Annotated in this window: 20 protein-coding genes; 12 read left to right on the top strand and 8 right to left on the bottom strand. The window is 64.7% G+C overall.

Features of this window, described 5'->3' with window-relative positions:
• The first annotated feature begins 36 nt into the window (after positions 1-36).
• Genes RBA40_RS04480 through cobA form a run of 6 tightly spaced genes read left to right on the top strand, consistent with a single transcriptional unit; the run spans position 37 to position 6,170 of the window.
• Positions 37-1,725, top strand: coding sequence for a nitrite/sulfite reductase (locus tag RBA40_RS04480; protein ID WP_306646302.1), 1,689 nt, complete (start codon positions 37-39; stop codon positions 1,723-1,725).
• Positions 1,718-2,299 carry a DUF934 domain-containing protein gene (locus tag RBA40_RS04475; RefSeq protein ID WP_306646300.1) on the top strand — a complete coding sequence of 194 codons (582 nt, stop codon included), beginning with the start codon at positions 1,718-1,720 and terminating at the stop codon, positions 2,297-2,299. Before RBA40_RS04480 ends, RBA40_RS04475 begins: the two co-directional genes overlap by 8 nt.
• Before the next feature lie 8 nt (positions 2,300-2,307).
• Positions 2,308-3,024, top strand: coding sequence for a phosphoadenylyl-sulfate reductase (locus RBA40_RS04470; protein ID WP_306646298.1), 717 nt, complete (start codon positions 2,308-2,310; stop codon positions 3,022-3,024).
• A gap of 46 nt (positions 3,025-3,070) precedes the next feature.
• Positions 3,071-4,009 carry a sulfate adenylyltransferase subunit CysD gene (cysD, locus tag RBA40_RS04465; RefSeq protein ID WP_306646296.1) on the top strand — a complete coding sequence of 313 codons (939 nt, stop codon included), beginning with the start codon at positions 3,071-3,073 and terminating at the stop codon, positions 4,007-4,009.
• Positions 4,009-5,343 (top strand): sulfate adenylyltransferase subunit 1, encoded by a 1,335-nt coding sequence (locus RBA40_RS04460; RefSeq protein ID WP_306646294.1) that lies wholly within the window; start codon positions 4,009-4,011, stop codon positions 5,341-5,343. The genes cysD and RBA40_RS04460 overlap by 1 nt, the downstream gene beginning before the upstream one ends.
• A gap of 44 nt (positions 5,344-5,387) precedes the next feature.
• Positions 5,388-6,170 (top strand): uroporphyrinogen-III C-methyltransferase, encoded by a 783-nt coding sequence (cobA, locus tag RBA40_RS04455; RefSeq protein WP_306646293.1) that lies wholly within the window; start codon positions 5,388-5,390, stop codon positions 6,168-6,170.
• On the opposite strand, the gene RBA40_RS04450 is transcribed toward cobA, so the two are convergent.
• The 3 genes from RBA40_RS04450 to RBA40_RS04440 form a co-directional block, all read right to left on the bottom strand.
• Positions 6,159-6,614, bottom strand: coding sequence for a hypothetical protein (locus tag RBA40_RS04450; protein ID WP_306646291.1), 456 nt, complete (start codon positions 6,612-6,614; stop codon positions 6,159-6,161). The two genes, cobA and RBA40_RS04450, sit on opposite strands and share 12 nt — an antisense overlap.
• A gap of 178 nt (positions 6,615-6,792) precedes the next feature.
• Positions 6,793-8,352, bottom strand: a complete 1,560-nt coding sequence (locus RBA40_RS04445; RefSeq protein ID WP_306646290.1) for a phytase — start codon at positions 8,350-8,352, stop codon at positions 6,793-6,795.
• A 19-nt stretch (positions 8,353-8,371) separates the two neighbouring features.
• A complete protein-coding gene (locus RBA40_RS04440) occupies positions 8,372-10,948 on the bottom strand; it encodes a TonB-dependent receptor (RefSeq protein ID WP_306646288.1) in 2,577 nt (858 codons plus the stop codon).
• A gap of 283 nt (positions 10,949-11,231) precedes the next feature.
• On the opposite strand from RBA40_RS04440, the gene RBA40_RS04435 reads away from it, so the two are divergent.
• From RBA40_RS04435 to RBA40_RS04415, 5 genes are all read left to right on the top strand, one after another.
• Entirely contained in the window at positions 11,232-12,158 is a 927-nt protein-coding gene (locus tag RBA40_RS04435; RefSeq protein ID WP_306646286.1) for a GGDEF domain-containing protein, read from the top strand.
• A complete protein-coding gene (locus tag RBA40_RS04430) occupies positions 12,155-13,234 on the top strand; it encodes an AraC family transcriptional regulator (RefSeq protein ID WP_306646284.1) in 1,080 nt (359 codons plus the stop codon). Before RBA40_RS04435 ends, RBA40_RS04430 begins: the two co-directional genes overlap by 4 nt.
• Positions 13,235-13,267: 33 nt before the next feature.
• The gene (gene hemP, locus RBA40_RS04425) at positions 13,268-13,444 is read left to right on the top strand and encodes a hemin uptake protein HemP (RefSeq protein ID WP_306646282.1); all 177 of its coding nucleotides are present in this window, start codon (positions 13,268-13,270) and stop codon (positions 13,442-13,444) included.
• Between the two features lie 76 nt (positions 13,445-13,520).
• The gene (locus tag RBA40_RS04420) at positions 13,521-13,838 is read left to right on the top strand and encodes a hypothetical protein (protein WP_306646280.1); all 318 of its coding nucleotides are present in this window, start codon (positions 13,521-13,523) and stop codon (positions 13,836-13,838) included.
• Positions 13,839-14,222: 384 nt separating this feature from the next.
• Positions 14,223-15,242 (top strand): LacI family DNA-binding transcriptional regulator, encoded by a 1,020-nt coding sequence (locus RBA40_RS04415; protein ID WP_229413729.1) that lies wholly within the window; start codon positions 14,223-14,225, stop codon positions 15,240-15,242.
• A gap of 21 nt (positions 15,243-15,263) precedes the next feature.
• Here RBA40_RS04415 and RBA40_RS04410 read toward each other — a convergent pair whose 3' ends face one another.
• The 3 genes from RBA40_RS04410 to lptF are packed head-to-tail and all read right to left on the bottom strand — an operon-like array spanning position 15,264 to position 17,964.
• On the bottom strand, positions 15,264-15,629 hold the full coding sequence (locus RBA40_RS04410; protein ID WP_306646278.1) for a sirohydrochlorin chelatase: 366 nt from the start codon (positions 15,627-15,629) through the stop codon (positions 15,264-15,266).
• A complete protein-coding gene (gene lptG, locus RBA40_RS04405; protein ID WP_306646277.1) occupies positions 15,629-16,825 on the bottom strand; it encodes an LPS export ABC transporter permease LptG in 1,197 nt (398 codons plus the stop codon). Before lptG ends, RBA40_RS04410 begins: the two co-directional genes overlap by 1 nt.
• Positions 16,822-17,964 carry an LPS export ABC transporter permease LptF gene (lptF, locus tag RBA40_RS04400; RefSeq protein WP_306646275.1) on the bottom strand — a complete coding sequence of 381 codons (1,143 nt, stop codon included), beginning with the start codon at positions 17,962-17,964 and terminating at the stop codon, positions 16,822-16,824. The genes lptG and lptF overlap by 4 nt, the downstream gene beginning before the upstream one ends.
• A 59-nt stretch (positions 17,965-18,023) precedes the next feature.
• Between lptF and RBA40_RS04395 the strand changes: the two genes are divergently transcribed.
• Entirely contained in the window at positions 18,024-19,517 is a 1,494-nt protein-coding gene (locus RBA40_RS04395; protein ID WP_306646274.1) for a leucyl aminopeptidase, read from the top strand.
• 70 nt (positions 19,518-19,587) lie between these two features.
• Here RBA40_RS04395 and RBA40_RS04390 read toward each other — a convergent pair whose 3' ends face one another.
• Positions 19,588-20,040: a hypothetical protein gene (locus tag RBA40_RS04390; protein WP_306646273.1), complete on the bottom strand. Its 453-nt coding sequence runs from the start codon at positions 20,038-20,040 to the stop codon at positions 19,588-19,590.
• Between the two features lie 86 nt (positions 20,041-20,126).
• Entirely contained in the window at positions 20,127-20,600 is a 474-nt protein-coding gene (locus RBA40_RS04385; protein WP_306646272.1) for a CreA family protein, read from the bottom strand.
• Positions 20,601-20,604 lie beyond the last annotated feature (4 nt).

Below are 20,604 nucleotides of genomic sequence, written 5' to 3'. Positions count from 1 at the left end.
AACCCCGCACGGGGACCCAAAAAATCAGGATGACATATGTACCGTTACGACCAATACGACCACCTCATCGTCAGGGAACGCATCGCACAGTACCGCGGCCAGGTGGAGCGCCGCCTCAACGATGAGCTGACCGAAGCCGAATTCCTGCCGCTGCGCCTGCAAAATGGCCTGTACATGCAGCGCCACGCCTACATGCTGCGCATCGCCGTGCCGTACGGCCTGCTGTCGTCAAGCCAGATGCGCATGTTCGGCCACATCGCCCGCAAGTACGACCGCGGCTACGGCCACTTCACGACGCGCCAGAACATCCAGTTCAACTGGATCGAACTCGAACACACGCCCGACATCCTTACCGACCTGGCCTCGGTCGAGATGCACGCCATCCAGACCTCGGGCAACTGCATCCGCAACATCACCTCCGACGAATACGCCGGCGTGGCCGCGGACGAGATCATCGATCCGCGTCCATACGCCGAAGTGCTGCGCCAGTGGAGCACCTTCCACCCCGAATTCGCCGCCCTGCCGCGCAAGTTCAAGGTGGCCATCAACGGCGCCGTGGAAGACCGCGCCGCGATTGCGGTGCACGACATCGGCCTGACCGTGGTGCGCAACGACGACGGCGAGATCGGCTTCAAGGTCATGGTCGGCGGCGGCATGGGCCGCACCCCGATCCTGGGCAGCGTGGTACGCGAATTCCTGCCGTGGCGTCACATGCTGACCTACATCGAAGCGGTCATGCGCGTGTATAACAGCTACGGCCGGCGCGACAACAAGTACAAGGCGCGCATCAAGATCCTGGTCAAGGCCATGGGCGTCGAGGAATTCACGCGCCAGGTCGAGCAAGAATGGGTCGACCTGAAAGACAGCGCCTCCACCCTGACCGACGAGGAAATGGCACGCGTGGCGGCTTACTTCACGCCGCCGGCCTACGAAACGCTGCCCAACATCGACGTGCGCGCGGAGCATGCCGACAACAAGGCCTTCGGCAACTGGCTCACGCGTAACGTCAAGGCGCACAAGGTGCCGGGCTACAGCGTGGTGCTGCTGTCGCTGAAAAAAACCGGCGTGCCGCCGGGCGACGCCACCGCGACCCAGATCGACTTCGTGGCCGACCTGGCGGACCGCTACAGCTTCGGCGAACTGCGCGTGACGCACGAGCAGAACCTGGTGCTGGCCGACGTCAAGCAATCGGCCCTGTTCGCGCTGTGGCAGGAAGCCAAGGCGCATGGACTGGCCACGCCGAACATTGGCCTCTTGACCGACATCATCTGCTGCCCGGGCGGCGACTTCTGCTCGCTGGCCAATGCCAAGTCGATCCCGATCGCCGCCGCGATTGCGGAGCGCTTCGACAACATCGACTACCAGCACGATATCGGCGAGATCGAACTCAATATCTCGGGCTGCATCAACGCCTGCGGCCACCACCACGTCGGCTCGATCGGCGTGCTCGGAGTCGACAAGGATGGCAGCGAGTGGTACCAGGTCTCGATCGGCGGCGCGCAAGGTAACAATGCGGCCATCGGCAAGATCATCGGCCCATCGTTCTCGGCGCTGCAAATGCCGGAAGTGGTCGACCGCCTGCTGCAGGTGTACGTGCGCGAACGCCACGAAGACGAACGGTTTGTCGACACCGCCCAGCGCCTGGGCATCGCGCCGTTCAAGGAACATGTATATGCCACGCCGATCAAGGCGGGCCAACTGGTTGGAGAAGACCACTATGCTTGAGTCGCACAAGGAAATCATCAAACACCGCGCGGTCGTCGCCGACGACTGGAGCGTGCTGCGCCTGGCCGTGGCCGACCTTGATGCGGGCATCGTCGCCGAAGCGCCCGACACGGTCGTGGTCCCGGAAGGCAAAGTCATCGTCCCGCTGACGGTGTGGCAGGCGCATCGTGCGGTCCTGGCGGCACGCGCCGACATCGGCGTCTGGCTCGCACCCGACGAACGCGCCGAAGCGCTCAAGGACGATCTGGACAAATTCGCCGTCATCGCCATCGACTTCCCCAAGTTTACCGATGGCCGTGGCTACTCGAGCGCGTTCAATGTGCGCATGCGCCTGAACTACCAGGGCGAACTGCGCGCCATTGGCGATGTGCTGCGCGACCAGCTGTTCCAGATGCACCGCTGCGGCTTCGATGCCTTCGCCACGCGCCAGGACCGCAACATCCACGACGCGCTCAAGGGCCTGACTGACTTCTCCGAGGTGTACCAGGCCTCGGTCGACATCAAGGCGCCGCTGTTCCGCCGTCACGAACGCGACGTGCGCATCGACAGCACCGACGTCGGCTACGGCATCTGAGGCACGCCATGAACGATATCTCCGCCCTCGTCGCCAGCACCCGCGCCACCCTGGAGCGCATCGCCGCCGAATACTCGCCGGCGGTATTTGCCTCCAGCCTGGCCGCCGAAGACATGGTCCTGACCGATCTGATTCTCAAGGCGAACCTGCCGATCGGGATCTTCTCGCTCGAAACCGGCCGCCTGCACCCGGAAACGCTGGCGGTGCTGGGCCAGGTCAAGGATAGCTACGGCTACGACATCGCGCTGTACAAACCGCAGCCGGAAGCGGTGGACGCCTACGTGGCGCAGCACGGCCTGAACGCCTTTTACGAGAGCGTGGACATGCGGCGCGAGTGCTGCCGCATCCGCAAGGTTGAACCGTTGGGCCGCGCCCTGGCCGGCAACAAGGCCTGGGTAACGGGCCAGCGCCGCGCGCAATCGAGCACGCGCGCGCAGCTCGACATCCAGGAAGACGACGCCGCGCACGGCATGGTCAAGTTCAATCCCCTGGCCGACTGGTCGGAGACCGATGTGTGGAACTACATCCGCGACAACGGCGTGCCGTACAACGCGCTGCACGACCAGGGCTTTCCCTCGATCGGCTGCGCGCCCTGCACGCGCGCCGTGGAACCGGGCGAAGACGTGCGCGCCGGCCGCTGGTGGTGGGAAAACCCGGACTCCAAGGAATGCGGCCTGCACCTGGTCGATGGTAAACTGATCCGCATTAAATCCGTGGCTGCGTAAAGCGTCTGCTTGCGCGCCACCATAAGAAAACATAGGCCTCGCCACCATGACTACACTGACCGATACCCCGCGCGTGCTGACCGACGTCAACGCGCGCCACCTGGATGCGCTCGAATCGGAAGCGATCCACATCCTGCGCGAAGTCGCCGCCGAATGCGCCAACCCCGCCCTGCTGTTCTCGGGCGGGAAAGACTCGGTCGTGCTGCTGCGCCTCGCCGAAAAAGCCTTCCGGCCGGGTAAATTCCCGTTCCCGCTGGTGCACATCGATACCGGCCACAATTTCGCCGAAGTGATCACCTTCCGCGACGCCCGCGTCGCCGAACTCGGTGAGCGCCTGATCGTCGGCTCGGTCGAAGAGTCGATCAAGCGCGGCACGGTGCGCCTGCGTAACCCCCAGACCGACTCGCGCAACGCGGCGCAAGCGGTGACCTTGCTGGAGACGATCGCCGAACACAAATTCGACGCCTGCATCGGCGGCGCACGGCGCGACGAGGAAAAGGCGCGCGCCAAGGAACGCATCTTCTCCTTCCGCGACGAATTCGGCCAGTGGGACCCCAAGGCCCAGCGCCCGGAACTGTGGGACCTGTATAACACCCGCGTGCACCCGGGCGAGAACATGCGCGTGTTCCCGATCTCGAACTGGACCGAACTCGATGTGTGGCTCTACATCCAGCGCGAAAAACTGGCCCTGCCGCCGATCTATTTCGCGCACGAGCGCCAGGTCATTCCGCGCAACGGCTTGCTGGTGCCCCTGACCGACCTGACGCCGGCACGCGACGGCGAGACCGTCGAAACCCAGGTGGTGCGCTTTCGCACCGTGGGCGACATTTCGTGCACCTGCCCGGTATCGTCCGATGCATCGACGGTCGAAGCGATCATCGCCGAAACCGCCATTACCCAGATCACCGAACGCGGCGCCACCCGGATGGACGACCAGACCTCCGAAGCCTCGATGGAAAAACGCAAGAAAGCAGGATACTTCTGATGAACGCCCGCATTGACACCCCTATCGACGCCCCGACCGAACGCGGTCTTTTGCGTTTCATCACGGCCGGCTCGGTCGACGATGGCAAAAGCACCCTGATCGGGCGCCTGCTGTTCGACAGCAAAGGCATCTTCGCCGACCAGTTAGATGCCATGTCGCGCTCGAAGCACAAGCGCACCGTGGGCGACGCCGTCGACCTGTCGCTGCTCACCGACGGCCTGGAAGCCGAACGCGAACAGGGCATCACCATCGACGTGGCTTACCGCTACTTCGCCACGCCCAAGCGCAAATTCATCATCGCCGACACCCCGGGCCACGAGCAGTACACCCGCAACATGGTCACCGGTGCCTCGACCGCGGACGCGGTGATCATCCTGATCGACGTTTCCAAGGTCAAGCTGCGCGAAGATGGCGGCGTTGACGGTAATGATGTTGAGCTGCTGATCCAGACCAAGCGCCATTCGACCATCGCCCACCTGCTCCAGATCGAGCACGTGGTCGTCGCCGTCAACAAGATGGATCTGGTGAACTACGACCAGGCCGTGTACGACCGCATCGTCAAGGCGTACGAGGAATTTGCCGCCACCCTGGGGCTGAAGGACATCACGCCGATTCCGCTGTCGGCCCTGACCGGCGACAACGTGGTCGAGCCGAGCGAAAAAATGGGCTGGTACCAGGGTCCGACGCTCATTTCGCTGCTCGAGTCGCTCTCGGTCTACGACGAGTCGCACGCGGCGCCGTTCCGCTTCCCTGTGCAGCTGGTGGCGCGTCACAACGGCCACGAAGCGAACGACTTCCGCGGCTACATGGGCCGCATCGAAGCGGGCAAGGTCAGCGTGGGCGACAAGCTGGTGGTGCAGCCGTCCGGCCAGAGCGCCACCGTCAAGGATATCCTCACCCTGGAAGGCTCGCACCAGTCGGCCGTCGTGGGCCAGTCGATCACCTTGCTGCTCAATGAATACCTGGACATCTCGCGGGGCGACCTGCTGGCCGGCGCCGACCAGCCAGCAACCCTGCTCAAGACGCTCAAGGCGGACGTGTGCTGGATGTCGGACGAACCGCTCGACCTGCGCCGCAAGTACTGGATCAAGCATGGTACCAAGCAGACCTCGGCCAAGATCACCGGCATCGATACCCTGCTCGACATCAATACCCAGCAGCGCCACGCGGCCGAAGGCCTGAAGCTGAACGATATCGCGCGCATCGGCCTGAGCGTGCAGCAGCCGCTGGCCGCCGACGCCTATGCCGACATCCGCGCAACAGGCGCCTTCATTCTGATCGATGAAGTGACTCACCAGACCGTTGCCGCTGGTATGATCCGGCTGGACGCGTAAACAGGTAGCAGCCAGCGATCATCTGCCAGCAAAAGGAACACAGTATGTCAGCACTCGGAAAAGTCTATCTGATCGGCGCCGGCCCCGGCGCCCAGGATCTCATCACCCTGCGTGGCGCACGCCTGCTCTCGCAGGCCGATGTGGTGCTGCACGATGCACTGGTGACCGACGAGATGCTGGCATTGTGTCCGCAGGCGGTGAAGATCGCGGTGGGTAAACGCTGCGGTCAGTTGTCAACCGCGCAAGCGTTCATCAACAAGCAGCTGGTCGACAGCGCGCATAAATATGGGCTGGTGGTGCGCCTGAAAGGCGGCGACCCGATGCTGTTCGGGCGCGCCGATGAAGAATTGCGCGCGCTGGAAGAAGCGGGCATCGAGGTCGACGTGGTGCCGGGCATCACCACCGCAGTCGCGGCGGCGGCGGCGACCAAGCAGCCGCTGACCAAACGCGGCGTGGCGCGCAGCGTGGCGTTTTTTACATCCAGCACAGCGCCGGAACACGGCGACCTGACGGTCGTTCCCGATTCGGACACCCTGGTGCAGTACATGGGTGGGCGCGAGGCGATCGTCACGGCCCAGCGCCTGCTGGACCAGGGCCGCCGGCCTGACACGCCGGTGGTGGTGATCGAGAACTGCAGTCGTCCGGAGCAGCGCATCATGCGCCTGACCCTGGCGACCCTGGCCCACGGCCTGGGGCCGGCGCATGGCCCGGTGCTGGTGATGCTGGGCGAGGCCATGAGGCTGCGCGAGAGCCAGCCCATCGATACCGCGCAAGACGGCGACGCGGTACCCGACGCGCCGCCCGACGCGGCACAGTTAAGCGCTTAACTGCGCAGCCGACGGCGCCTGTTGCGCGCCGCTCATCTGGTCATGCGCATCGATTTCCCACTGAAGCTTGTCAGCCGCGGCGTAGGTTTTTTCCGCGATAGCCGCCAGACGTGCGAACGCACGCTGCAGGCGTGGTGAACTGCGCGGCCCGCTCAGCGCGGACAGCTGGCAGCGCACGGTGCGGATGTCTTCCTTGAGTTCACGGAGAGCTTCGCGCAGGCTGGCGTCGGCGTCGAGCGGTTCGTCGAGCCGGCCGTCACTCATGCGCTTGCGCAGGATGTCGATCTTGCATCCCATTCCCGCCAGGCGATCGGCCAGGCGGTCGAGGCGCAGCGCGGTGCGGCGTTCTTCGGCCAGCGAGATGAGTGTATTGCGGCCGCGTCTGGCGATTTGGGAAACTTCGCGGAGCAGCAGTTTCAGGGTTGCACTGAGCACGATGGGCACCGGAGAGAGAAAAGAGGATCAAGAAATTTTGAGCGCAAATGCCGGCTCAGTCAAACCCCTGCACACACCTGGAACTGATCCAGAACAAACCATTGGTAGATTTTTGTCGGCCACTACCTCGTCGTTCCCGCAGAGTGCCGCCTTGGCGCGGGAACGACGGTCTTAAGGATGTCGGCATCTAGAGGTTCAACGCCCTCGCCACATCCTCCCAACTCACGTACTTGAAGTTCTGTGGCCCATCAGGCATGCGTTTGTACCCATCCTGAATCACCAGCATGCCCTGCGCATAAGGACCACCCAGGTTCTTCGACGTCACATCCAGTCCATCGGTGTCCGACGTGCCATCGATTCCCTCGGCCAGGTTGAAGCCCACCTTGAAGCGCCCGCGCACCTTGTACGGCGCTGCCGCGTCGAGCACCACATAACTGCTGTCGCCCTGGCTCGACACGATCAGATACGCGCCCTTTGCGCCTTCGTAGATCGCCATGCCTTCCACATCCGCGTGAAGGTCGCGCCCGACAGCGAGCACCATCTTGCGCGCGACCGGCTGATCGGCACGTGCCGCCAGGGTCCACACGCCACGCTTTTCCTCGCCAATGAACAGGCGCTCGTTGCGGTCGTCGGCAACGCAGCCTTCCGGCTGGCTGTCCACCCTGAACTCGCGCGCCAGCTTGCCGCTCCATCCGTCGCCATTGCTCGCAATGCGGAACTGGCGGAACGCCCCACCCTTGTCGTTGACGATCACGTCCAACCCACCACTGCGCGGCTGGAACAGGCAGATGCCGTACACCTCGGGAAAACCAGCCGCGAAGCGCGTCAGTTCGGCCACCTTGCCGTCGGCGTCGAAACCGAACAGCACCACGCTGTTGTCGTCGCGCTGGCTGGCCACGGCCAGGTCGACCGCCTTGCCATCCATGTTCACGCCCTGGCGCAGGTCGACGTTATTCAGGCGGCCCACATCGAGGAACTGCTGCTGCTTGCCTTGCAGGTCGTACACCATCAAGCCCTGCTTCTTGTTCGTGCCCAGCACGCGCGAGCGCGTCGCATCCTGCGGATGCACCCAGATCGCCGGATCGTCCGCCACGTCGCCCAGGCGTGCCACTGGCATCGTCTGCGCACGCGGTTCGACCACTACCGCCGGAGAAGCCGCTGGCCCCGCCGGCAGGCGCGCACCAGCCTTGAGCAGCCGGCGCACCGGCGCCGCCTCGCTGTTCGCTTCATATGCCCAGGTACCGATGCCCTCCTCGTTCGCATACAGCGTGTGACGCGCGTCGTCGACCTTGCACTGGCCGGCGTCGAGCGGCATGCTCAGTTTGCGCACCAGCTGCGGCGTGGCGCCGTGCATCAGCCACTGCTCGGCCTGACCATCCTTGGCGGCGACGAACAGGAAGTCGAGCCCCTGCTGGTCGCGGAACAGGCACAGTCCTTCGAGCCCGAAAGGCTGCTGCGGCAGCGGCGGAAGGCGCGTCAGTTCGCCGCGTTTGATATCGACGCGGATCGGCAGCGCGTGCTGGGTGTCCGCATCGAGCACCACGGCAAGCCCGCTGCCGCTGGTGCTGCGTACGTCGAGCTGCTTGGCGCGCATCGGCAGGCGGGCCAGTTCCTTGCCGGTGGCGTCGGTCAGCTGCAAGGCATGCTTGTCGAGCGAGAGCCAGCCACCGCCATCAAGCGCGATGCGCTCCGCGCACTGCGCCGCCGTGCTGGTGAGGATGCACAGCATGGCGGCTGCGCGGGTCATGTGTTTTTGCATGGTCATATCAGAAGAAGTTCGCTTTCAGACTCAGTTTGAACGTGCGGCCGTACTGCTCGTACTGCACGTTATAAGGCTTGGTGCCCTGGTACACATAATAAGTTTCATTATTCAGGTTGATGCCCTCGAAGACCAGCTGCACACGCTTGTTGATCTGGTAGCCGAGCGAAAAATCCACCTGGCGCTGGGCGTCGACATAGCGGTCTTGCGACGCATCGAGCAGGTCGCCGCCGACTTCGAGCAGATAGGCCGACTTGTGATTGAGCGCCAGGCGTGTGCTCACGGGACCGTTTTCGTAACCGAGCATCAGATTGACGATCTGCTTCGACTGCCCCGGCAGGCGGATCTCGCGCGTCAGCTGGCCGCCGCTGGCCTTGTCGAAGCGGCCGATGGTGGCCTTGGCATCGTTAAAACTGGCATTGGCGCCGACCAGGATGCCGTTCCACGGCGCCGGCAGCATGCGCAGCGATTGCGAATACGACAGTTCGATGCCGTGCACGCGCGCCTTCTCGCCGTTGGCGTAGCTGGTGGCGGTGGTGTAGCCGGCCCATGCCCCGCTGCCGGCAAGATCGGTGGTGTAGGTGAAGTTCTTGATGTCCTTCGAGTACAGGTAGGCGGACAGCGCGCCGTCGGCGCCCAGCATGCGCTCGATGCCAAGGTCGACGTTCGCCGCCTTCAGCGGTTTGAGGTCCGGATTGCCGATCACCGCTTCCGTATTGCTGGCCAGGCTGATGCCGGGCGCCAGCTGGCTGAAATTGGCGCGTACGACGGCGTTGGTCCAGGCGGCGCGCACGCTGGTGTCCTCATCGATATCGAAACGTGCCTGCAGGTTGGGCAGCCAGTTCGAATAGTCGTTGGTGCGCGAAACTGCCTGCAGGCCCGTGCCCGATACCTGTTGTCCGCGCGCCGCAAAGCTGGTGCGCTCGTGGCGCACCCCGGCCAGCAGGCGCCAGTTGCCGATGTCGGCGCCGGCCTGCACGTAGGCGCTGTCGATGTCTTCATCCATCGAAAAGTCGTTCAGGCTCGATTCCGATACCAGCCGCGCGCCGGCGCGGTCCAGCCCCGCCACGCGCGCGCGGATCAGCGCCGGATCGAGGCCCGGCCCGAGGTTGGCGAACGGGTAGTCCAGCGCACCTTGTGTGAAGCCGCTCATCGACACGCTGCCCGCGCCCCAGTAATTGCCGCTACCCGCCTTGTTGCTGGTATAGGCCCACTGCTCGGTATCGTTCTCCTTGGTGCGGCGGCTGCCCTTGACGCCGCCCTTGATGTCGGCGGAAGTGTCGCCCAGCGCCAGGCGGCGGCTCAGGTCCAGCTTGACGTGGCGCTCGGCGTCCTTGCTCTCGCGCGCCTGCAGCGTAATGCCCTGCAGGTTGTAGCTGGCCGGGTCGACCAGGGTGGCGGGCCCGCTCAAGCGCGGCACGCCGGTGCCGGCAAAGCGCAGGCCGGCCACGTTGGCGCTGGCGCGAAAGCGCCCATCGTTGATGCTCTCCGGCGTGTCCTCGGTGGCGCGGCTGGCGCCACCCGACGCGGCCAGTTTCCAGTCGCCGACGCGGATATCGCCGCCGACGACGGCGGAACCGATCTGCTGCGTGTATTTGCGTTGGCGCAGGCGGCGTTCGGCGCGCGCGGTGAACGCCGTGTCGGGCGATGCGGCCCCGCCGGCGATGTTACTGACCGACAGGCGGTCGCGCACTTCCTCGTCCGAAAAGCGGCTGAGAAACGTGTGCAGATACAGCGACTGGCCAGCCTGAGGGCGGTAATCGACGTTCAGCGCCAGCGCATTGCGCTCCCGCTCCGGCAGGTAATCGCGCAGTTCGAGGCCGGACAGCTTGCCCTTGTTCCAGGCGCCGCCGGTTTCCACGTTATCGGAACCGAACTTGCGGCGCTCGCCGCTGATGCCTGCGGCGACACCGAGTTTGCCGCCCAGGAAGCGGTCGGCCCACAAGGCGCCGGCGTTCGGGCTGGTCTTGCCGGTATTCTGGTCGCGGCTGGCGCCAGCGTGGAATGACAGCGCCGTGCCGGGCAAATCGAAGGCCGACAGCGACTTGACGTCGACCGAGCCGCCCAGCGAGTTGGCATCCTGGTCGGGCATCAAGGTTTTGCTCACCTCCAGCGAACGAATCAGGCCGGCCGGCAGCACGTCGAGTGCGACCGCGCGGCGACCTGCTTCCGGCGACGGCACCGAAGCGCCGTTGATGGTGACGGCGTTGTAATCAGGCCCCACGCCGCGCACCACGATGTAGCGGCCTTCGCCCTGGTCGCGCTGCACCGCCACGCCGGGCAGGCGGGCCAGCGCCTCGGCGGCGTTCTTGTCTGGCAAGCCGCCGATATCGTCGCTGCTGACGATGCTGACGATATTGTCGGCCTTCTGCTGGGCCGCCAGCGCGCGCTTCATGCTCGAACGCTGGCCGGCGATGACGACGGTATCAAGCGGGATCGCGTTTGCCTCGCTGCTGCCGGCGGCGTTGTCGGCGCCGTGCGCGACGCCGCCGCACACTTGCAAGATGCCGAACGCAATGAGGGACAGGCGCGGACGGCCGCCCGGCATCACGCGCTGACGCTGTTGTTGTTTGTCGCTATTCATATAATCGCCGTTGGATGGGTGAAAAACAGGGCGAAGTCTAGAGACCGAATATGTCCAACTCGTGACACGGGCCCCGCCATCACGGGCGACACGGCCTTTTACGGCGGCATGTGAGCTGAAATGACCCGGGGGTTTGCGGGCCGCCGCCCGGCGCGGCGGGCATGGTGAGCCGATCGGACTGGCGCCGCTGCGCTGTTTGCACCCCCGCCTGTCATCGTCCTGTCACGCGTGCGGGCTAGTATCGGAACGTATCGCCCTCATGCAAGGCTTTGGCCTTTTGCCCATGCTCCACTCACACCGCACTCCGCTCGTCCTGGCCCTGCTGGCCCTTGTCGCATGCTGCTTCCTGTTTGCGTTCGCCGGGGTGCCCAAGCCGCCCGCCGACTGGAAATGGATCGATATCGCCAGCGAGGCGAGCATCGCCCTGATGGCCGGCGTGTGGTTCGTGCTGGTCCTGAGCAGCCGCCCCCCGGGCCGCGTGACCGCGCTGCTGGCGGCGGGCCTGGCCGGCCTGATGCTGGGCGCCAGCGCCGATTGCCTCGACGAGTTTTTCAGCGTGCCCAAAGGCGATCTGTGGAACCATGTGATCGAGAGCGGCCTGACACTGGCCGGCATGGCCGCCCTCACCTGCGGCCTGCTCGACTGGCGCCGCGAACAGTTCATGCTCAACGAGCACCTGCACAAGCGCGAGCGCCTGTTCCGCGATCACCGCTCGTTCGACGCCCTGACCCAGGTGGGCGACGCCGACTATTTGCGCGCCCAGCTGCGCATCGAGCATGAACGCGGCACCGGCCCGGATTGCTGCCTGCTGATGGTCGATATCGACAGCTTCCACCTGATTAACCGCAGCCACGGCCAGCGCGAAGGCGACCGCCTGCTGCAAGCCGTCACCCACACCGTGCTGCTGAACCTGCGCCGCACCGACCTGCTGTGCCGCTACGCGGGCGACCGCTTCGCGATCCTGCTGCCGGGAACCGATGCCGACACCGCGCGCGCACTGGCCGAGCAGCTGCGCCGCGCCGTTGCGACGCTGCGCCATCACACGCACAGCGGCGGCGACGCGCTGCAGGTGACGGTGCGCTACGCGGTGCGCCATGTCGATATCGAGCCGCGCCAGCTGCTCAAGGAAATCAACCGCGCGCTGGAACGGCGCATGCCGCAGCCGGCTCCCGCCGCGGAGGATGCCAGCAGCTTCGCTGCACCCGCGTGAGCCGCTTCCTGCAAGCGGGCGACGCCTGCATCGTGGCGCAGCACCAGCCCGCGCTGGTGCTCGACTACGCGCGCAGCCGAGACCTGGCGCCGCGCACGATCCTGGCCGGCACCGGCATGGACGATGTGCAGGCGCCCGACGCGCAGCAGGCCATCAGTCCCACCGAATACCTGCAATTGCTGGCCAACGTCGCCGCCGGCCTGAAAAGCCCGGAGACGAGTTTCATGCTGGGCCAGCAGATGCTGCCCGGGCACTTCGGGGCCCTGAGCCACGCGCTGATGCACGCGCACAGCCTGCGCGAGGCGATAGCGCTACTGGTGCGCTTCCAGATGCAGCTGTGCCCCTTGCTGTCGCCGCGCTTTCGCGAGGAAGGCGGACTTGGGGTGCTGTACTGGACCGACAGTTTCGGCGCCGGCCAGCAGCGCGGCTTTCTGGTGGAGATGCACATGACGGCCATGTCCGCGATGTGCCGCTGGCTGAGCGGCGAGCGCCTGCCGTGGCGCTACTGCTTCAACCGCACGCCGCCGCGCTACACCGAGCAGCACGAGGTGCACCTGGGCGAACAGCTGCGCTTTCACTGCCACCTCGACGCCATGCTGATCGACGCCGCCTGGCTTGACCGCCCCTGGCCGCGCGCGAATGCGATGGCGGCGGCAGTGGCGCGGCGCACTGTCGACGCGGCCAACGCACGCAGCGGCCAACCCAGCGGCCAGCCGGGCCAGCGCAGCCTGTTGTGCGCCCTGTACGATTACCTGCTGGAGCACATCCGCAGCGCGCCCACGCTGGAACAGTGCGCGATCCAGTTCGGCGTCAGCCCGGCCACCCTGAAGCGCCACCTGGCGCGCCACGGCAGCCACTTCCAGGCCGAACTCGACCAGGTGCGCGCCCACGTCGCCCTGCACCTGTTCCATGGCGGACGGCACGATAACGATGCCGTCGCGCGCCACCTGGGTTTTCACGACGCCAACAACTTTCGCCGTTCCTTCAAGCGCTGGACCGGCATGACGCCCATGCTGTTGCGGCAAAGCCTCGACGCTTACCGCTTGCAATCGGGTGACACATCGGCCATAATCTAAATGAGAATTGTTCTCATTCACTGAAAGGCAGCGATGAATACCACCCAACAACCCGTGCGCGCGATCCCGACGCCTGTCGCACCTGCGCTTCCGCTGCGCGTCAACAGCCAGGAATTGCTGCGCCAGGGCAAGTCAATCCAGATCGAACACGACGGCAAAATCTACGAGTTGCGTGTCACCCGGCTCAACAAGCTGATCCTGACCGCCTGACCGCCTGACCGACCAACCCTCAGCCAGCCAGCGTTGCACGCGCGAGCCAGCCATCCCCTTTTGACAGGAGCATCGCATGGCTATCGACATGGCAGGTCCCGCATTTACCGCAACGGCCAGCGCGCCACCCCAGCCCGAGCTGCTGGTGTCTGCCGCGCTGCACCTGATGTCCCACTACAGCGCCAACGCGGCGCAGGCCGGGCCCTGCCTGAAGCTGGCGTCCGTGATCGAGCGCCATCTCAAGGCGCTGGCCAGCCATGCCGACCTCAATCCGGTGCTGCGCGCCACGTGCCAGCAATTGTCGGAGCAATGGGCCGCGGTGGTCGACCAGGCGCTCCCGCGCCCGTCGCGCCCGACCTTGTTCAAGCGCTTCGTGGGCGGCACGCGCCAGTAATACCTGGCGCCGGTCACGGCGGCCTGCCGGCCGGGCGGGCGGGCCAATACGTTCGCGCGGCGCGCAATCGCCCACCCGGCGTTGAGGATGGCGGCCACCAGCCCGCAGTGCTCGCCGCGCCGCTGACGGCGACGCGGCCCCCTTGCCGAATACGGCGCGCTAACGGCGATGATCGGTGCGGGTGGGCCGGCGGATCCGGCGGGCGCGGTGCGAATATTCCGTGGTACCGCGCGCACCATCGGCGCCAGTCCAGCCAGTGCGCATGAAAACGTTTTCAATGCCCCGTAACCTGTGTACACTCTGGCCGGCTGTTTATTTCGTGGGTCGTTCCACTTATGGTAATCTCGCGGTGACAGCCGTTCCGCCCCCTACCAGGACCTACCCTTGACCGACCACGACAACGCTGCCCCGCCCTCCACCCTGATCGACGTTGCACGTCACGCCGGCGTCTCGCCGAGCACCGTATCGCGCATTTTGAACGGCACCGCCAAGGTCTCCGACGACAAGCGCACGGCCGTCATGGCGGCGATCGAGAAGATGCACTTCGCCCCGAACCAGATGGCACAAGGCCTCAAGAAGGGGCGCTCGATGACCATCGGGATCGTGGTGCAGGATATTTCGAGCCCGTTCTTCGACGAGACGCTGCGCGGTGTCGACGATGGCTTGAAGGGTACGGGCTACGCGTCGGTGATCGTGAGCGGCCACTGGAACGCGGTGGAAGAAACGGAACGAATCCGCCTTCTGCTGGCGCGCAAGGTCGATGGCATCATCCTGCTGTCGGGCCACCTGGGCGACGACACCATTTTGCAGTTTGCGAACCACCGCCCGATCGTCTCCACGGGACGCGAACTGCGCACCAAGAGCGCGCTTGGGTTCAAGCTCGATAATGAAAACGGCGCCTTCATGGCGGTGCGCCACCTGGTCGAACTGGGACACCGGCGCATCGCCTTCGTCACCGGTCCGCCGCACCACCGCGATGCCGACGAGCGCCTGATCGGCTACAAGCGCGCGCTTGCCGAATCCGATATCGCGTACGACGACAAGCTGGTGGTGGGCGGCGACTTCCACGAATCGGGCGGCCTGCTGGCGGTGAACCATCTGTTCGAGACCAACCAGCAGTTCACGGCCGTGTTCGCGGCCAATGACCTGAGCGCGTATGGGGTGAGATTGTGCCTGTACCGCAAGGGCATCCGGGTGCCGGAAGATATTTCGCTGGTCGGCTTCGATGATTTGCCTGGGTCCTCGTACACCACGCCGCCGCTGACCACGATCCGCCAGCCCCTGTACGACATGGGCCGCATCGCCACCAATGCCCTGCTGGCACTGATCAATGGCGAGCCGGTGGTGGCGCAGATTCCTCCGCTCGAACTGGTGGTGCGCGAAACCACGCGCCGGGTACGCTGACGCCGGGTTAAACCGCCCCGATTACAGCTGCGCCACGCAGAAATCGGTCATCGCGGCCAGCACGCCCGGGTCTTCCCCGACCGCGCCGGATACGCTGATCGCCATGCCCGGATGGTCGAGCCGCAGCTGCTCGACCATCAGCGGCAGATCGCGCAGCAAATGCCCGCCCTGCCCCAAAAACACCGGCACCACCGTCACCGCGGTCACGCCCTGCGCGGCCAGTTCGGCCACGCGCTCGGGCAGGCGCGGCTCCATCAGTTCGAGGAAGGCCAGCGACACCGGCACGCCAGGCGCGCGCGCCTGGGTCAGTTCGCGCAAGCGCTCGAAGGGCGCGGCCCAGGTGGCGGCGCGGGCACCGTGGGCAAACAGGATCAGTGCGCGGGTCATCAGTGTCTTTCCACCCACCATAGCGCCCCAAGGGCCAATAGCAGGAATAGCAAACTCGGGGCGATCGCCACCAGGATGGCCGGCATGGCACTGAGCAGGCCGACGTGCGCGAACAGGTTATTGACCAGAATGAAGCCGACCCCGATCATGATGCCGACGAAAATCTTCAGGCTCACGCCACCGCTGCGGGTGTGCAGGTAGGCGAACGGCAGCGCCAGCGCCATCAGCACGAAAATGGCCAGCGGACCGAACAGCTTTTTCCAGAACGCGATCTTGAAGCGCTCGGTCTCCTGCTTGTTTTCGGACAGGTGGCGCGTGTAGATGGCCAGCTCGGTGGCCGACATGCGTACCGGGTCCGAGGCCGATACCGAAATGATCTTCGGCGTGATCTCGGACACCAGCTCCATGCTGGGAAGCTTGCGCGTGGCGACCATGCTGGTCTCCTGGCCAAAGGTGCCTGGCGCGCTGGCGCCGGCTGCGATGGTGGCAACCGGCGTGCCGCCCGGCGGCAGCAGCTCGCGCGTGTTGGTGAAGCGCGTTTCGGTCACGTCTTCCAGGCGCCAGGTGCTGTTGCCGGTGAAGACGGCGCGCGCCGCGGTGATCAGGGAGCGCATGCGGAAGTTGGTGTCGAACTCGTACAGCCGCACATCGAGCATCTGGCCGTCGGTGCGGAACTGGCGCACGTTGAAAAAACGCGAGCCGGTCACGATACCTTTGGTGCCTTCGGTGCGAACGATATCCTTGGTCCACATCCCGGAACGGAACTCCTGCGACACGGTGGCGCCGCGCGCGCTCAGTTTCAGCTTTTCCGCCAGCGGCGCGGTGCGCGGCGCAATCAGCTCGCCGAACACGAAGGTGATGATGACGAACACGAAGCCGATCTTGAACAGCATCCACGCCGCCATCTGGGTCGACATGCTCGACGCGCGCATGATGGTGAACTCGGAAGTCGACGCGAACTGCGCCATCGTGTAGATGGTGCCGATCAGGGTCGCCACCGGCATCACCTCGTACACGTGGAAGGGCACGCGCAGCAGCACATACAAAAAGGCGTGCTGGATCGCGTAGCCTTCCTTGCCCACCGACGGCAGTTCGCCGGTCAGGTCCATGAAGGCGCTCAGCGCCAGGAAGGCGACCAGTACAAAGGCGACGGCCTGCGCGATCGAGACCGCGAAATAACGTTGAAGCACTTTCATGTTGCAGCCCCCGTCGACGCGGATTGCTCCACCCGGCCGCGCTTGAGCGCAGCCCACAACACCAGCGGGTGATAGCGATGGTTGACGTTCAGGCGCCATGCGAACATGCCGACGGTGAGGACCGCCACGAACAGATGCAGCGGCCACCAGGCCATGTTGAAATCGGACTTGCCCTGGCGGACATTGGCCTCGGCCAGCTTGGTCAGGTTAATGTAGGTGAAGAAGATCAGCAGCGCGATGATCAGGTTGGCCGCGCTGCCGGCGCGCGGGTTGACGAAACCGAGCGGAATGGCCAGGAGGATCAGGAGCAGGCAGGTGATCGGCGCGGCGATGCGGTACAGGAGTTCGGACTGGGTAAAGCGGTTGGGCGTGGCCAGCAGCTCGCTGGTGGACATGGCATCGGACGAGATATCGCCATTCATCGACGAACTCTTGGCGGCCACGCGCATGCTGTAGCGGCCGAACTCCATCGATTGAAAGTCGGCCTGGCCCGGCACGCCCTGGTAGCGCCGGCCGTTCTTAAGCACCAGGAACTGGCCGCCCTTGCCGTCGGACTCGATCACGCCTTCCTTGGCGACGATGACGGAATTGACGTTCTTCTCGATGGTATTGACGAACACATTTTGCACCACGGTCGATTCGCCGGTAACGGCTTCGACGAAAAACACGCGGTTGCTCGACGAGGATTCCTTGAACTGGCCGGGCGAGACCTTTTTCAGGTCTTCGCGCTTCTCGAAACGCTGGACGAATTCGGTGCTTTTCATCTTGGCCCAGGGCGTCACGAACAGGCTCAGGGCACCGGTCAGGAGCATCATCGGAATACCGAAAGTGAGGATGGGGCGAATCCAGCGCGTGAGCGACAGGCCCGATGCGAACCAGACCACCATCTCGGAATCGCGGTAGCTGCGCGTGACCACCGCCAGTACCGAAATAAAGCTGGTGAGAGTCAGGATAGTTGGCAGATAATTCAGCGTTGCGAAGGCGATCAATGCCAGCACGTCGCTCGACCCCACCTTTCCGCCTGCGGCCTTGCCGAGGATGGAGATCAGGGTCCACGTGGCGACGATGGAAAACAGCACCGTGAAAGTCGTCCCGGCCGAACTGGCTAATTCACGTTGCAGGGCGCGTTGAAAGATCATTCGAAAGTTATAATCACAGGTTAGGCAGTGCGCGTCACAAACACGAAACGGAGATTCAAATGGACTTTAGCATAAAAGCATTCGACACAAAGAACACCATCACGTCGGCCAAAACCGGATGCGTCGCGGTTGCGGTATTCGAAAACAAAAAACTGTCGCAGGCCGCAAAAGCCCTCGACCAGAGTGGTGAAATCACGGCTGCGCTCAAGTCCGGCGACATTACCGGCAAGGCCGGTTCGACCCTGCTGTTGCGCGGCATTTCCGGCACCGGCGCGGCGCGCATACTGCTGGTCGGACTGGGCAACGACGAGACGGTCAGCGAAAAAAGCTTCACTTCCGCAGTGAACGCGACGCTCAAGGCCTTTGCCTCGCTCGGCGCCGCGGACGCCATTATCGCACTACCCATGACAGATGTGAAAGAGCGCGACGTTAGCTGGGCCGTGCGCACCATCGTCTGCGCCGCCCACGAGAGCGTTTTCCGCACCGACGGCCAGAAGAGCAAGAAGGACCCTGCCCCCACCGGCGTGCGCAAGATCACCCTGGCCGCCGACGCTTCGTCCGACGTCAGGACCGCGCTGGCGCAGGCGATTGCGATTGCCAACGGCATGGACCTGACCAAGGAACTGGGCAACCTGTCGGCCAACGTCTGCACCCCGACCTACCTGGCCGACACGGCGCGCAAGCTGGCCAAGGACTACAAGTTCGACGTCGAAGTGCTGGACCGCAAACAGCTCCAGGCGCTCAAGATGGGCAGCTTCCTGTCGGTCACCAACGGCAGCGAAGAAGCTCCGAAGTTCATCGTCCTCAAGCACATGGGCGGCAAGTCCAAGGATGCGCCGGTGGTATTGGTCGGCAAGGGCATCACCTTCGACACCGGCGGCATTTCGATCAAGGCCGGTCCCGGCATGGATGAAATGAAGTACGATATGTGCGGCGCCGCGTCGGTGCTGGGCACCTTCCGCGCGATCGGCGAAATGGGCCTGAAACTCAATGTCATCGGCGTGATCGCCGCGTGCGAGAACATGCCGTCGGGCCGCGCCACCAAGCCGGGCGACATCGTCACCTCGATGAACGGCCTGACCATCGAAGTGCTCAATACCGACGCCGAAGGCCGTTTGGTCCTGTGCGACGCGTTGACCTACTGCGAGCGTTTCAACCCGGCCGCGGTGATCGACATCGCCACCCTGACCGGCGCCTGCGTGGTGGCACTGGGCCATCACAACACGGGCCTGTTCACCCGCACTGACGACGCGCACGAGAAGCTCGCGGGCGAACTGCTCGCCGCCGGCAAGGCGGCGAGCGACACCGCGTGGCGCCTGCCGATCGAAGAAGTCTACAACGAGCAGCTCAAGTCCAACTTCGCTGACTTGGCCAACATCGGCACGCCGGGCGGCGCCAGCGTGACGGCGGCCTGCTTCCTGGAGAACTTCACGCGCAAGTACACCTGGGCGCATCTGGACATCGCCGGCACCGCATGGAAATCGGGCGGCGCAAAAGGCGCCACCGGCCGTCCCGTGCCGCTGCTGTCGACCTTCCTGATCAATCGGGTTTAAGCGCGCCTGCAAGCGCAACATCGAGCAATAAAAAAGCGGCCTCGCGGGCCGCTTCTTTTTTGGTCGCGCGCTAGTGCAGCGCGGTGCCGGCCGTCTCCGGCGGGGCATTCCGATAGTCGGGCACCCCGGTACGGCGCATCAGCACCGTCAGCGTCTCGGGATAATCGAAACCGGCGCCGGTGCGCTTGTCGAGCAGATAACCGAGGCCCGCGGTCAGCACCGCATTGCCCACGGTGGCGCTGGCATTGGCCCTGGACGCAACCACATCCTGGCCGGCGCTTACGCCATCCTTTTTACAGTCGACAAACAGGTTGCCCGCGCTTTTTTGCACGGTCACGTGGCCGGGTGAAGTGACGAACCAGCGCCCCTTATCGTTGGTCAGCACGCAGCCGGCGCCGCCGATTTCGCGGTTGTCGGCGATGGTGCGCACCATCAGTGTCTGCTGGTTCGATTCGCTGATCGTCGCGCAGCCGCCCAGGGCGGCCAGCAGCGCCAGCGCGCCTGTCCGTAAAAAAGTCGCCATCGTCTCCATCCAAAATAGTTCTTCACCCTGTTTACGGCAGCTGCCCAGGGATCCTGAATACCATATTGAATACTACCCGATGAATGCTACTTGAGCGGAATCGGCTGGTTGGCCGGCACCGGCACGGCGGTGACGCTGTTTTTCGGGCTGCCGTCGATCAGGCGGTCCGAATACACGAGGTAGACCAGCGCATTGCGCTTGGTGTCGACCATGCGCACCACGCGCACGTGCTTGAAGAAGATCGAGGCGCGCTCGCTGAAGACTTCATCCTGGCGTGGAATCTTGCCGTTGAAGGTGATGGCGCCGACCTGGCGGCAGGCCACCGACGATTCGGCCTTGTCTTCGGCCAGGCCCACGGCACCCTTGATGCCGCCGGTCTTGGCGCGCGACAGGTAGCAGCTTACGCCGCCGACAGCCGGGTCGTCGAATACTTCGACCACGACCTTGTGGTCGGGGCCAATCAGCTTGAAAGCGGTATCGACCGAGCCCACGGTTTCCGCAGCGGCGCCGGCGGCGATAGCGGACAGCGCGAGACTCAGTGCGAGTCGGGTCATTCGCATAGTT

Origin of the sequence: Massilia pseudoviolaceinigra (genome assembly GCF_030846505.1) — a bacterium.
GTDB lineage: Bacteria > Pseudomonadota > Gammaproteobacteria > Burkholderiales > Burkholderiaceae_D > Telluria_A > Telluria_A violaceinigra.
The sequence above is the reverse complement of the archived record's forward strand: the minus strand, read 5'-3'. Positions and strand labels throughout refer to the sequence as shown.